The sequence below is a fragment of the Acidovorax facilis genome (assembly GCF_050626955.1).
Classification (GTDB): Bacteria; Pseudomonadota; Gammaproteobacteria; order Burkholderiales; family Burkholderiaceae_C; genus Acidovorax; species Acidovorax facilis.
This window is the reverse complement of sequence record NZ_CP192460.1, coordinates 903,285-916,097: the sequence shown is the minus strand read 5'-3', so window position 1 is coordinate 916,097 and position 12,813 is coordinate 903,285. Positions and strand designations below refer to the sequence as shown.

General features: G+C 65.3%; 10 protein-coding genes. 5 read left to right on the top strand and 5 right to left on the bottom strand.

The annotated features are described in order from the left end of the window. Positions 1-53 precede the first annotated feature (53 nt). The 5 genes from ACQ4MJ_RS04165 to ACQ4MJ_RS04145 all read right to left on the bottom strand — a co-directional run bounded on the left by ACQ4MJ_RS04165 (position 54) and on the right by ACQ4MJ_RS04145 (position 8,511). Positions 54-1,859, bottom strand: coding sequence for a methyl-accepting chemotaxis protein (locus ACQ4MJ_RS04165; protein WP_431149849.1), 1,806 nt, complete (start codon positions 1,857-1,859; stop codon positions 54-56). A gap of 331 nt (positions 1,860-2,190) precedes the next feature. After that, a complete protein-coding gene (locus tag ACQ4MJ_RS04160; RefSeq protein WP_431149851.1) occupies positions 2,191-3,297 on the bottom strand; it encodes a DNA glycosylase AlkZ-like family protein in 1,107 nt (368 codons plus the stop codon). 4 nt (positions 3,298-3,301) lie between these two features. Further along, on the bottom strand, positions 3,302-5,659 hold the full coding sequence (gene parC / locus ACQ4MJ_RS04155; RefSeq protein WP_431149853.1) for a DNA topoisomerase IV subunit A: 2,358 nt from the start codon (positions 5,657-5,659) through the stop codon (positions 3,302-3,304). Further along, a complete protein-coding gene (locus ACQ4MJ_RS04150) occupies positions 5,656-6,489 on the bottom strand; it encodes a lytic transglycosylase domain-containing protein (RefSeq protein ID WP_431149855.1) in 834 nt (277 codons plus the stop codon). The genes parC and ACQ4MJ_RS04150 overlap by 4 nt, the downstream gene beginning before the upstream one ends. A gap of 39 nt (positions 6,490-6,528) precedes the next feature. Continuing rightward, the gene (locus tag ACQ4MJ_RS04145) at positions 6,529-8,511 is read right to left on the bottom strand and encodes a DNA topoisomerase IV subunit B (protein WP_431149857.1); all 1,983 of its coding nucleotides are present in this window, start codon (positions 8,509-8,511) and stop codon (positions 6,529-6,531) included. 130 nt (positions 8,512-8,641) lie between these two features. Between ACQ4MJ_RS04145 and ACQ4MJ_RS04140 the strand changes: the two genes are divergently transcribed. The 5 genes from ACQ4MJ_RS04140 to bamC all read left to right on the top strand — a co-directional run bounded on the left by ACQ4MJ_RS04140 (position 8,642) and on the right by bamC (position 12,749). Further along, complete coding sequence (locus ACQ4MJ_RS04140; RefSeq protein WP_431149858.1) at positions 8,642-9,859, top strand: MFS transporter; 1,218 nt, start codon at positions 8,642-8,644, stop codon at positions 9,857-9,859. Positions 9,860-9,883: 24 nt separating this feature from the next. Further along, complete coding sequence (locus tag ACQ4MJ_RS04135; protein WP_176886539.1) at positions 9,884-10,051, top strand: hypothetical protein; 168 nt, start codon at positions 9,884-9,886, stop codon at positions 10,049-10,051. Positions 10,052-10,130: 79 nt separating this feature from the next. Further along, positions 10,131-10,685 (top strand): class I SAM-dependent methyltransferase, encoded by a 555-nt coding sequence (locus tag ACQ4MJ_RS04130; protein WP_431149861.1) that lies wholly within the window; start codon positions 10,131-10,133, stop codon positions 10,683-10,685. A gap of 30 nt (positions 10,686-10,715) precedes the next feature. Then, complete coding sequence (gene dapA, locus ACQ4MJ_RS04125) at positions 10,716-11,612, top strand: 4-hydroxy-tetrahydrodipicolinate synthase (protein WP_431149863.1); 897 nt, start codon at positions 10,716-10,718, stop codon at positions 11,610-11,612. 45 nt (positions 11,613-11,657) lie between these two features. Continuing rightward, positions 11,658-12,749 (top strand): outer membrane protein assembly factor BamC, encoded by a 1,092-nt coding sequence (gene bamC / locus ACQ4MJ_RS04120; RefSeq protein ID WP_431149865.1) that lies wholly within the window; start codon positions 11,658-11,660, stop codon positions 12,747-12,749. Positions 12,750-12,813: the final 64 nt, after the last annotated feature.

The following is a 12,813-nucleotide window of genomic DNA, read 5'->3' as shown; positions in this document are numbered from 1 at the left end:
CGGATACGCCCCTCCCAGCCGCCATGACACCATGGCTGCCAGTTGTCAGAGCGTCAGAAAGACTCCCAGTCCTCTTCCGATCCCTGGGCCACCGCGGGCTTGCGGCTGGCGGGTGCGGCAGATACCTTGGCAACAGCGGCCGCTGCAGCCGGAGCCTTGGCCACCGCAGCGGGCGTGCCGTGGAGTGCCTTCGCACCAGAACCCGGTGCAGGCCGTGCGGGTGCCGAGGGGACAGCGGTAGCGGCGGGTGCCTGTGGCCGCTGGGCAGCCGTAGCGCGCGCCGCACCAATGGCCGCCTGCGCGGGCCCATAGCTGGCGGCATTCACCTTGAACATGGACACCTCGCGCGCCAGGTGGTCTGCCTGCTCACGCAGGCTCTGGGCGGCGGCGGCGCTTTCTTCCACCAGCGCCGCATTCTGTTGCGTCATCTGGTCGAGGTTGCTGATCGCCTTGTTGACCTGCGACACCCCCGCACTCTGTTCGGACGATGCTGCGGTGATCTCGCCAATCATGTCGGTCACGCGCTGCACCGACTGCACGATGTCGGTCATGGTGGTGCCCGCGTCCGACACCAGGCGCGAGCCCGTCTCCACCTTCTCGACCGATGCACTGATGAGCAACTTGATCTCCTTGGCGGCCTCGGCGCTGCGCTGGGCAAGGCTGCGCACCTCGCTGGCCACCACCGCAAAACCCCGGCCCTGCTCACCCGCGCGGGCAGCTTCCACAGCGGCGTTCAGCGCGAGGATGTTGGTCTGAAACGCTATGCCATCAATCACGCCAATGATGTCCGCGATCTTCTTGCTGCTGTGGTTGATGTCCTCCATCGTGGCCACCACCTGGTTCACCACCTCGCCGCCCCGGCGCGCCACGCCCGTGGCGCCCGCCGCCAGGCTGCTGGCCTGCTGCGCACTGCCTGCGCTTTGCTGGATGGTGCTGGTGAACTGCTCCATGGCGGCCGCTGTCTGCTGCAGGTTGCTGGAGGTCTGCTCGGTGCGGGCCGACAGGTCGTGGTTGCCCGTAGCGATCTCGGCGCTGGCGATGGCGATGCTGTCGGTGCTCTGGCGCACCTGGTGCACCATGCGACCCAAGGCGCTGCTCATGGCATACAGCGAACGCAGCAGGTCGCCAAACTCGTCGCCCCGGGTCACGGATTCCTGCATGCTCAGGTCGCCCCCGGCAATGCGTTCGGCCAGCCCGTTGGCCTCCTCCAGGGGCCGCTGGATGCTGCCGATCAGGTAGTAGGCACCCACAATGATGGCCAGCAGCAGCAGGCCCACGGCCACGGCAGCAATCTTGACCGTCAGCATGCGCTCTGCCGCCATCTGCTTCTGAACGGCCTCGGCGCCTTGCTGCTGCTGCTGAACGAACTCACGCAGCGTGGTGGTGTAGGCCGCCACCGAAGGGTTGTACTTCTGGGTGATCAACGTCACAGCCTGTTCTTGCTGCCCATCGCTCTTGAGTTTGCGGGCCTCGCCGCGCAGGTCGATCATGGTCTTGCGCGCAGCGGCGATCTTGGCCATCTGCTGCTTGTCGGCCTCTGACAGGGCCATGGATTCCAGCGACTTTTGCACTTCGCTTATCTGCGCCGATGTGGCCGTGATCACATCCTTGAACTCGGCTTCGACGGCCGGGTCGCTGCTGACGATCAGGGCCTGGGTTCTGGCGGCATTGGTCTCGGTAAGACCCGACCAGCGCAATGCCGCCTGCACGCGCGACTCCATGTCTTTGCTCACCGCATCAGCATGGGCCTGTACCTTGGCAGACCGGTAGGCCGCAAAGCCCACCACCGCCACCAGCATGACCACAATCAAAATCACCGCCAGCCAGAGCTTGTGAGCCATCCGAAGATGCTTGGGCATGGTTGCCTCCTGAAGCGTTGTGTTTGTGTACAGATGTTGCACGCTTTTTCACGATTGCACAAACTCCGTCACTGCACATCAGGGTCTGCCCTGCCTGCATGGGCCCCAGCACACCTCCCGGGGCGTGCATCATCGCGCCGCCAGAGTTCGGCCACGGGGTTTCAGCAAGTCGTGTCGCTCGGGCGAATGCCCCATTCGCATGCCATCTGTACGCCCATCGTCGATAAAAGCGCGGTGCCAGCGGCCCCTGTCGCCTGCTGCAACACCCTGAAAAAAACTGGCGACGGGTGCTAACTCGCAGGCCCGGGGTGCCGGGTGCATGAGCGGGCTGTCAGGCTGCGGAGCCGAGGAAGGCCTCAAAACGCGCCAGTTCCTCGCCCAGCGCGCGCCGGAACCCCGCGTCGCGTGGTGGGCGCCCGGCCACAAAACCCAGAGCATGCTGCAGCCGACCGCGCTCCACGCGCAGGTTGGCCCAGCCCACCATCTGTTCGCCCCACAGCACCGGCAACGCATAGTGGCCCATGGTGCGCTTGGGCGCCGGTACATACGCCTCGAACCGGTACGCCCAGCCCCACAGCATCTCGAAGCGGCGTCGGTCCCACACCACGGGATCGAACGGTGCCAATAGCCGCACGCCGTTATCCGGCTGGTGGCGGCGCGATGCCGGACTTTCAGCGACAGGCCAAAACCAGGTGGTTCCATCGACCACCGCATGGCCGTAGCGTGACGGTGCGGCCTTGGCCACCGCGCGCGCCTCGGCAGCCAGCTGCGGTGCGCCATAGCGCAGCAGCGTGACCAGGTAGCCCAGGCTGGGGGCAGGCAACGGGGCATACAGCGCCACGATGCGATCCACCAGGGCTTCGGCGCGGGCCAAACGTGCGGCGGAGCTGACGTCCTGCTCGGGGTGCGCAACGGGTGCATACACCCGAGTGCCCGACTCGCGGCGGCACACCCGCAACCAGCCGTGGTGGTGCATCGCATCCAGCAGGCGTGTGCTGGCATTGAGCTCGCCGCCCCAGTAGCCCGCCACGCGGCCATGGTGCGCAAACGCTTCGCTCACTTCGCGCGGGTGCACCATGCCCCGCTCCTGCACAAACGCCAGCACCTCAAGCGCACGTTCGGTAGTGGCGGCGTCCCACGGCCTGCGGGGCGTGCGCGGGTGCAGCAGCGCCAGCATCTGGCGGGACACAAAGCCGTAGTTAACGAAGGCGTCTTCTTCAATACCCAAGCGCTCGTAGCGGCGTTCCAGGTCACCCGCGCGGTAGTCGCGCACCCGCAGACGCAAAATCAGGTCCTGCGCCCGCGCGGGTGCTCGCATCGGGTCAGCCTGCACAAACCCCAGCTTGCGGATTGCGCCGGGCAGCGTCAGCGGTTTGAACAGGCTGCGCGCAATCGCGTAGCGGCGCAGCTCATCCAGCGTGGGTGAGCGCGACGCCACAGTCTTACTCCACGCGCGTCACTGCGTTGGGCTTGAAGCCCAGGTCCGCCGCCTTGCCCCTGCGGCCGCGTGCAGCGCGGGCGTTGTTCAGGCTGCGGATCTCGAGCGTCTCGTCGCGCTGCTTGCCGCCCCGGCCAATGCCATCCAGGCGAATGCTGCGTGTGTAGGCTGCGGCTCCCGCCAGCTGGTCCTTGTCTTCCAGGTCAATCAGCATCAGCCCGCGACCGCCGTTGACCATGGTTTTCAGCTCGGTGATCTCGAACGTGAGGATGCGCCCGCCCGTGGAGGCACAGGCCACATGCGTGGCAGGCAGCACGGGCTTGCTGCCCGTGGTGCCCGCAGCATGCGAAGGCACACACACCGTCTCGCCCTCGCCCAAAGTGAGGAAGGCCTTGCCGCCCTTCTGGCGCGAGACCATGTTCTCCACCGCCGCCAGAAAGCCGTAGCCACCGGAGTTGGACAGCAGCAGCATGGCGTTGGCGGGCCCTGCAAAGTAGTGCAGCAGTTGGGTGCCGGCTTCCAACTCAATCAGCGTGGTCACCGGCTGGCCGTCACCGCGTGCGCCGGGCAGCAATGACACCGCCACCGAGTACACGCGGCCATTGCTGCCAAAGGCCAGCAAGGTATCGACCGTGCGGCATTCAAACGTGCCATACAGGCCATCGCCCGCCTTGAAGGCAAAACTGGCAGCCTCGTGGCCATGGCCGGTGCGAGCGCGCACCCAGCCTTTTTGCGAGACGATCACCGTGACGGGCTCGTCCACCACCTTCACTTCGGCCACAGCCTTTTTCTCGGCCTGGATCAGCGTGCGGCGCGCATCGGCAAAGGTCTTGGCGTCGGCCTCGATCTCCTTGACCATGGTGCGGCGCAGCGAGCCGGGGTTGTTCAGAATGTCTTCTAGCTTGCCCTGGCTTTCGCGCAGTTCTTTCAGTTCCTGCTCGATCTTGATGGCTTCGAGCCGCGCAAGCTGGCGCAGGCGAATTTCAAGGATGTCTTCGGCCTGTCGATCGCTGAGGTTGAAGCGCGCAATCAGCGCGGCCTTGGGCTCCTCGGCCGCACGGATGATGGCGATCACCTCGTCGATGTTGAGCAGCACGGTCTGCCGCCCTTCGAGGATGTGGATGCGCTCGAGCACCTTGTTCAGGCGGTGCTGGCTGCGGCGCGTGATCGTTGTCTGGCGGAAGGCGATCCACTCTTCCAGCATCACCCGCAGCGACTTTTGCACCGGCTTGCCGTCGAGCCCCACCATGGTGAGGTTGATGGGGGCCGAGGTCTCCAGGCTGGTGTGCGCCAGCAGCGCGGTGATCAGCTCCTGCTGCGGGGTCTTGCCCGTCTTGGGCTCGAACACCAGGCGCACGGGGGCGTCTTTGCTGGATTCGTCGCGCACGACATCCAGCACGGCCAGGATGCTGGCCTTCAGTTGCGTCTGGTCCTGGCTCAGCGCCTTCTTGCCGGCCTTGACTTTGGGGTTGGTGATTTCCTCGATCTCTTCGAGCACGCGCTGCGTGCTCACGCCCGGTGGCAATTCGTTGACCACCAGTTGCCACTGGCCACGCGCCAGTTCCTCGATCTTCCAGCGCGCGCGCACCTTGAGGCTGCCCCGGCCGGTGCGGTAGGCATCGGCAATGTCGCCGGGGCTGCTGATGATCTGGCCACCGCCGGGGTAGTCGGGCCCGGGCACGATGGCCAGCAGCTCGTCCTGGCTCAGCGAAGGTGTCTTGATGAGCGCAATGCAGGCGTCGGCAATCTCGCGCAGGTTGTGGCTGGGGATTTCGGTGGCCAGGCCCACGGCGATGCCGCTGGCGCCGTTGAGCAACGCAAACGGCAGGCGGGCGGGTAACTGGCGCGGCTCCTCGGTGCTGCCGTCGTAGTTGGGCATGAAATCCACGGTGCCTTCGTCGATTTCATCGAGCAGCAGGCTGGTGATGCGCGACAGGCGCGCCTCGGTGTAGCGCATGGCGGCAGCGCCATCGCCATCGCGGCTGCCGAAGTTGCCCTGGCCGTCGATGAGCGGGTAGCGCTGCGCAAAGTCCTGCGCCATGCGCACCAGCGCGTCGTAGGCCGACTGGTCACCATGCGGGTGGAAGCGGCCCAGCACATCGCCCACCACGCGGGCGCTCTTGACCGGCTTGGCGGCAGTATTGCGCGTGGGGCCGCTGTAGCCCAGGCCCATGCGGTCCATCGAATAAAGGATGCGCCTCTGCACGGGCTTGAGACCGTCGCACACATCGGGCAACGCGCGGCCCTTGACGACCGACAGTGCGTATTCAAGGTAGGCGCGCTGGGCATAGCCCGCCAGGCCCAGGGAGTCACCCCCGTCATCGCCTGCGGTGGTGAAATCCAAAGTCGGTTGGTCGCTCATTCGTTAACTACAGGTTCTTGATTCAGGTTCTGGTCGCGTGTCTGCGCGACGCGGGTGGGCGGCAGGTTGCCCCTGTTGGTGGCACCGCCCGAGAGCTCCATGCGTACGCGGCCAGGCGCTGCACGCTGTGCCAGCACGGGTGCCGGGGGCTTGAGCTGGGCATACAGGCCCAGCACGGTGCGCACGTAGCTCTGCGTTTCCTTGTACGCGGGGATTTGGTTGCCCGCGCGCTGTACCGCACCTTCACCGGCGTTGTAGGCCGCCACGGCCAGGTCCATGCGGCCGGGGAACAGGTCCAGCAGGTGGCGCAGGTAACGGGTGCCAGTGGGCACATTCACCGCCGGGTCGGCCAGCTTCTGTTCCACCGTGCGCTTGGCGTCGCTGCTCACGCCAAAGCGGTTGGCGGTGGCGGGCATCACCTGCATCAGGCCCACGGCGCCCTTGGGCGACACGGCGGTGGCGTCAAAGCCGGACTCGGTCGCGATCACGGCCTGCAGCAGCTCGTAGTCCACACCGTGTTTGGCGGACGCAGCGCGCAGGTGGTGTTTGACGCGTTTGTAGTCGGGGGCGATGTCAAAAAAGGCCAGCAGGCGCGCGCCCGCTGCGGGCAGCGCATAGGGCATGGGCGACGCATTGGCAGGCGCATCGCGGGTGGAGTCAAAGTCGTTGCCGCGAAAAAACAGCTGGTAGCGCGCATCGACCTGCTCGGCCGCAAAGTGCGTCACGCCACGCTCGTCCACATGCGCCCACAGGTCCGCATGGGCCACTTGCTGCACAAAACATAGCAGCAAACCCAATACAGACAAGCGCAGGGCACTGTTTTTATTCATATTTTGATCACAAACACCGGGCGGAGCGCGTCGATGCGGTCAGATATCGATCTCGACCGCATCGCCATGCAACTCCATCAGCTCACGGCGCGCGGCGGCTTCGCCCTTGCCCATGAGCTTGGTGATGAGACCCTCGGTGGCGGCAAAGTCCATGTCGCCCAGCTGCACGGGCAGCAGGCGGCGGGTGTCGGGGTTGAGCGTGGTTTCCCACAGCTGCTCGGCGTTCATCTCGCCCAGGCCCTTGAAGCGGCTGATCTGGCACTTCTCTTTGGGCACACCGTCCTTGGCGCACTTGTCGAGGATGGCAGTCAGTTCGCCATCGTCCAGCGCATACATCTTGGCGGCGGGCTTCTTGCCGCGCGCGGGTACATCCACGCGGAACAGCGGCGGGCGCGCCACGTAGATGTGACCGGTTTCGATGAGCTTGGGGAAGTGGCGGAAGAAGAGCGTGAGCAGCAGCACCTGGATGTGCGAGCCATCCACGTCGGCGTCACTCAAGATGCAAACCTTGCCGTAGCGCAGGCCGCTCAAATCCGGCGTGTCGTTGGAGCCATGCGGATCAACGCCGATGGCCACCGAGATGTCGTGGATTTCGTTGTTGGCAAACAGGCGGTCGCGCTCCACCTCCCAGGTGTTGAGCACCTTGCCGCGCAGCGGCAGGATGGCCTGGCTTTCCTTGTCGCGGCCCATCTTGGCGCTGCCGCCAGCCGAGTCGCCCTCGACCAGGAAGACTTCGTTGTGGGCGATGTCCTTGCTTTCGCAGTCGGTGAGCTTGCCGGGCAACACGGCCACGCCGGAGCCCTTGCGTTTTTCGACCTTCTGGCCCGCCTTCTGGCGAGTCTGCGCGGCCTTGATGGCCAGCTCGGCAAGCTTCTTGCCGTATTCAACGTGCTGGTTGAGCCAGAGTTCGAGCGCGGGGCGCACAAAGCCGCTGACCAGCCGCACCGCGTCGCGCGAGTTCAGGCGCTCCTTGATCTGGCCCTGGAACTGCGGGTCGAGCACCTTGGCTGAGAGGACATAGCTGGCGCGCGCAAACACGTCCTCGGGCAGCAGCTTCACACCCTTGGGCAGCAGGCTGTGCAGCTCGATGAAGCTCTTGACCGCATTGAACAGGCCGTCGCGCAGGCCGCTCTCGTGCGTGCCGCCCGCGCTCGTGGGAATCAGGTTGACGTAGCTCTCGCGCACGGGCTGGCCGTCTTCGGTGAAGGCGACACACCAGGATGCGCCCTCGCCTTCGGCAAAACTTTCGTTGTTGCGGTCGGCAAAACCCTCGCCTTCAAACAGCGGGATCACCGGGTCGCCGTTGAGCGTCTGCATGAGGTAGTCGCGCAGGCCGCCCTTGTACTGCCAGGTTTGCGTGTCGCGGGTTTTCTCGTTGACAAGCTGCACCGTGACGCCCGGCATGAGCACCGCCTTGCTGCGCAGCAGGTGGGTCAACTCGCCCATGGGCAACGCGCTCGACTCGAAATACTTGGCGTCGGGCCACACGCGCACCGAGGTGCCCTGCTTGCGTTCGCCCGCCTCCAGCGGCCGGGCCACCAGGGGTTCGATCACGTCACCGGCCGAGAACACCAGGCGTGCCGCCTTGCCTTCGCGGTAGCTCGTCGCCTCCAGCCGTGTGGCCAAAGCGTTGGTCACACTCACGCCCACGCCGTGCAGGCCGCCCGAGAAGCTGTAGGCGCCGCCCTTGCCCTTGTCGAACTTGCCACCCGCGTGCAGCCGGGTGAACACCAGTTCGATCACCGGGGCGTTTTCCTCGGGGTGCATGCCAAACGGAATGCCCCGGCCGTCGTCCTCCACGCTGACCGAGCCGTCGGCATGCAGCGTGACGCGGATCTTCTTGCCGTGCCCGGCCAGCGCCTCGTCGGCCGCGTTGTCCAGCACCTCCTGAACGATGTGCAGGGGGTTGTCGGTGCGGGTGTACATGCCCGGGCGTTGCTTGACGGGCTCCAGGCCCTTGAGCACGCGGATCGAGCCTTCGGAATATTCGCTGGCGGATGCAGAAGACGGTTTGGCAGACATGGGGCGGATTGTAGTGCGGCAACGCAGCAATAGCTGGATATAAAACCAGCCCCACCTTCGCCCCTGCTGCCAACTGTATTGGTCCCCGGTGTATCAGCACGTTTCACGCAATCTGGCTACATTCCTGCGCATGCATACGAATCCTCCCAAACTGTCCATGTTCCAGGTGCTGGCCTGCGGCGCGGCCATCGTGACCCTGTCGATGGGCATCCGCCACGGCTTCGGACTCTGGCTCTTGCCCATCACCCAGGAGATGGGCTGGACGCGCCAGTCGTTCGCACTGGCAATTGCCATCCAGAACCTGTCCTGGGGCCTGATCGGCATTTTTGCGGGCATGGTGGCCGACCGGTTTGGCGCGTTCCGCGTGCTGATGGGCGGTGCCGTGCTGTACGGCCTGGGCCTGGCGGGCATGGCACTGTCGCCCACGCCCACGCTGTTTGCGCTGACGGCGGGCGTGCTGATTGGCGCGGCCCAGGCAGGCACCACCTACGCCGTGATCTACGGTGTGCTGGGGCGCCAGATTGCACCCGAACGCCGGTCCTGGGCCATGGGTGTGGCCGCGGCGGCTGGCTCGTTCGGCCAGTTCCTCATGGTGCCGGTGGAAGGCTGGCTGATTGCCGGATTGGGTTGGCAGCAGGCGTTGCTGGCGTTGTCCTTGATGGTGCTGCTCATCGTGCCGCTGGCCTTTGGGCTGCGCGAGCCCAACTTCGCGGGAGCGGCCCCGGTCAAGCGCGAGCAGACGATCCTGCAAGCGCTGGGCGAGGCGTTCCGCTACCCCAGTTTCAACCTGTTGATGGCGGGCTACTTCGTCTGTGGATTCCAGGTGGTGTTCATCGGCGTGCACATGCCCAGCTACCTCAAGGACCACGGCCTGTCGCCCCAGGTGGCCAGCTATGCACTGGCGCTGATTGGCCTGTTCAATGTGCTGGGCACCTATGTGGCCGGCACGCTGGGCCAGCGCATGCCCAAGCGGTTCATCCTTGCTTTTATCTACTTTGCGCGGGCTGCGGCCATCAGCGTGTTCGTGCTGGTGCCGCTGTCGCCGCTGTCGGTGTATGTGTTCTCGGCGGTGATGGGCACGCTGTGGCTGTCTACCATCCCGCCCACCAACGCCACCATCGCGCAAATCTTTGGCGTGCAGCATCTGTCGATGCTGGGCGGCTTCGTGTTCTTCAGCCACCAGATCGGCAGCTTCCTGGGCGTGTGGCTGGGGGGCTATCTGTATGACGCGACGGGCAGCTACGATATCGTCTGGTACATCGCCATCGGCCTGGGTATTTTTGCCGGGCTGGTAAACCTGCCGGTCCGGGAAAGCCCCATCCAGCGCGGCGCAGCCCAACCTGCCTGACCATCCCCTGCAAAGAACTTCTTCATGCCCACCGTCAGCGCATCCACCACCCCGCCCGGCAGCAGCGTGCCACGGGTATGGCGCTGGCTTGGCTGGATCACGGCGGTGGTGCTGTGCCTGGCGGTGTTTGGCATGTACACGGTGCCGGACTTCATGGTGATGCTGGCCGACCAGATGTGGGCGTGCTTCTGAGCCCGCGCCTTCCTCTTTCAAGTTTTTTGGCCGCTAGCGCTTGATGGACAAGCGCTGATAGCTATATTTTCAATAGCACATGCACGGTAACGAAGCTCCCTCCGACTGGGTCCGCCGCTGGTCCCACCTGATTGCGCCGGGCAGCACGGTGCTCGACGTGGCTTGCGGCGCCGGGCGCCACCTGCGCTGGCTGCGCGGCCTGGGGCACTCCGTGGTGGGGGTGGACCGCTCTGCCAAGGCTCTGGCCGCTTGCGAGGGTCTGGGTGAACTGGTACTGGCCGACATCGAGAGCGGCCCATGGCCCTTTGCAGGCCACCAGTTTGGTGCCGTGGTGGTCACCAACTACCTGTGGCGGCCCCTGCTGGCCACCCTGGTGGAGAGCGTGGCCCCAGGCGGCGTGCTGATCTACGAGACCTTTGCACACGGCAACGAAACCGTGGGCCGCCCGGCCCGGCCGGAGTTCCTGCTGCAGCCCGGAGAACTGCTGACCGCCTGCACGGGCCTGCGCACGCTGGCCTATGAAGACGGCTTCCAAAAAAACCCCGACCGTTTCGTGCAACGCATCACGGCCGTGCGGGAACTCCCGCCGCCTGGGGGACCCTCACGACATCTTCTGCCCATGTGGGCTAGTTAGAATGCTCTTTTACCGTTTACCACTGCGGACATGACCTCTTCCTCCGTCGCTCTCACCGGCAGCATCGTCGCCCTCGTCACTCCCATGCACGAGGACGGTAGCGTGGACTACCCGGCTCTGCGCAAACTGATCGACTGGCACATTGCCGAAGGCACCGACTGCATCGGCGTGGTGGGCACCACGGGCGAGTCGCCCACCGTCAACGTCGAAGAACATTGCGAGATCATTCGCGTGGCCGTGGAGCAATCTGCCAAGCGCGTGCCCATCATGGCGGGCTGTGGCGCCAATTCGACCGCCGAAGCCATCGAGCTGGCCAAGTTCGCGCGCGGCGTGGGGGCCGACAGCCAGTTGCAGGTCGTGCCGTACTACAACAAGCCTACGCAAGAGGGCCAGTTCCAGCATTTCAAGGCGATTGCCGAAGCCACGGGCGACCTGCCCATCGTGCTGTACAACGTGCCCGGCCGCTCGGTGGCCGATATGCAACACGACACCGTGCTGCGCCTGACCCAGGTGCCCGGCATCATCGGCATCAAGGAAGCCACCGGCAATATCGAACGCGCCCAGTGGCTCATCCGCGATGTGCCCAAGGGCTTTGGTGTGTATTCGGGCGACGACCCGACCGCTGTGGCGCTGATGCTGTGCGGAGGCCACGGCAACATCAGCGTGACCGCCAACGTCGCCCCGCTCCTCATGCACGAACTGTGTGTGGCTGCCCTGGCGGGCGATGCACGCCGGGCCATGGAAATCCAGTTCAAGCTGATGCCGGTGCACAAGAACCTGTTTGTCGAAGCCAACCCCATCCCGGTCAAGTGGGCCATGGCCCGCATGGGCCTGTGCGGTGGCACGATGCGCCTGCCGATGACGCCGCTGACCAACAGCAACGAGGCTGTGGTCGAATCTGCGCTGCGCACCAGCGGCCTGATCTAATCCGGGCTGCGCCCGCTCCCCGAGACACTCTCCAAGGATTTCCGCGTGAAAGCTGCTACCACCCGCTTGAGCCTGCTGGCCCTTGCCATGGCCCTGTCTGCCTGTGCCGCCCTGGAGGGCGACAAGATCGACTACAAGAGCGCGACCAAAGGCTCGACCCTGGAAGTCCCGCCAGACCTGACCCAGCTGTCGCGTGATTCACGCTACAACGTCCCAGGCGGCGCCGTCTCGGCCGCTGCCATGCAGGCCGGCCAGGCTGCTCAGCCATCGGGCACCGCCAACGCCGCAGCCCTGCAACTGGGCGACGTGCGCATCGAGCGCGACGGCAACCAGCGCTGGCTGGTGGTCAACCGCCCGGCCGACAAGCTCTGGGAACCCGTGCGCGACTTCTGGCAGGAAAGCGGCTTCAACCTGGCGCAGGCAGACGCCAACGTGGGCATCATGGAAACCGACTGGGCCGAAAACCGTGCCAAGCTGCCGCAGGATTTCATCCGCTCGACCCTGGGCAAGCTGCTCGACTCGCTGTACTCCACCGGTGAACGCGACAAGTTCCGCACGCGCCTGGAGCGCAACGCCAATGGCGGCACCGAGATCTACATCACCCATCGCGGCATGATTGAGGTCTACGGCAACGTTTCCAAAGACAGCACCGTGTGGCAACCCCGCCCCTCCGACCCGGAACTCGAAACCGAATTCCTGCGCCGCCTGATGGTCAAGCTGGGCGTGAGCCAAGAGCAGTCCAAGGCAGTGGCTGCGGCTCCCGCCCCACGCGCTCAGTCGGCCCGCATGGCCACGGTAGACAACAAACCCGTGGTCCAGCTTGACGAGGGTTTTGACCGCGCCTGGCGCCGCATCGGCCTGGCCCTGGACCGCACCGGCTTCACGGTGGAAGACCGCAATCGCAATGAAGGCACCTACTTTGTGCGCTATGTGGCGCCCAATGCCGAGAAGAAGGAGCCAGGGTTCTTCGGCAAACTCTTCAGCTCGTCCAACGCCACACCTCCACTCAAGTACCGCATTCTGGTGCGCAGCCAAGGGGAGTCCACCACGGTATCGGTGCTCAACGAAGCCGGCGTCCCCGAATCGTCCTCCAATGCCGAGCGCATCGTCCGCGTGATTGCCGACGATCTGAAATAAGCGACGAACCGCGCGCCTCTTCGCTCCCCCTGCCTGGGCCCGGGGCCCAGGCTACAGAGGTGCT

Bases quoted from the DNA above. Each gene is read 5' to 3' on its own strand.
- ACQ4MJ_RS04165 (WP_431149849.1), bottom strand. From the start codon at position 1,859: ATGCCCAAGCATCTTCGGATGGCTCACAAGCTCTGGCTGGCGGTGATT.
- parC (WP_431149853.1), bottom strand. From the start codon at position 5,659: ATGAGCGACCAACCGACTTTGGATTTCACCACCGCAGGCGATGACGGG.
- ACQ4MJ_RS04150 (WP_431149855.1), bottom strand. From the start codon at position 6,489: ATGAATAAAAACAGTGCCCTGCGCTTGTCTGTATTGGGTTTGCTGCTA.
- ACQ4MJ_RS04145 (WP_431149857.1), bottom strand. From the start codon at position 8,511: ATGTCTGCCAAACCGTCTTCTGCATCCGCCAGCGAATATTCCGAAGGC.
- ACQ4MJ_RS04140 (WP_431149858.1), top strand. From the start codon at position 8,642: ATGCATACGAATCCTCCCAAACTGTCCATGTTCCAGGTGCTGGCCTGC.
- ACQ4MJ_RS04135 (WP_176886539.1), top strand. From the start codon at position 9,884: ATGCCCACCGTCAGCGCATCCACCACCCCGCCCGGCAGCAGCGTGCCA.
- ACQ4MJ_RS04130 (WP_431149861.1), top strand. From the start codon at position 10,131: ATGCACGGTAACGAAGCTCCCTCCGACTGGGTCCGCCGCTGGTCCCAC.
- dapA (WP_431149863.1), top strand. From the start codon at position 10,716: ATGACCTCTTCCTCCGTCGCTCTCACCGGCAGCATCGTCGCCCTCGTC.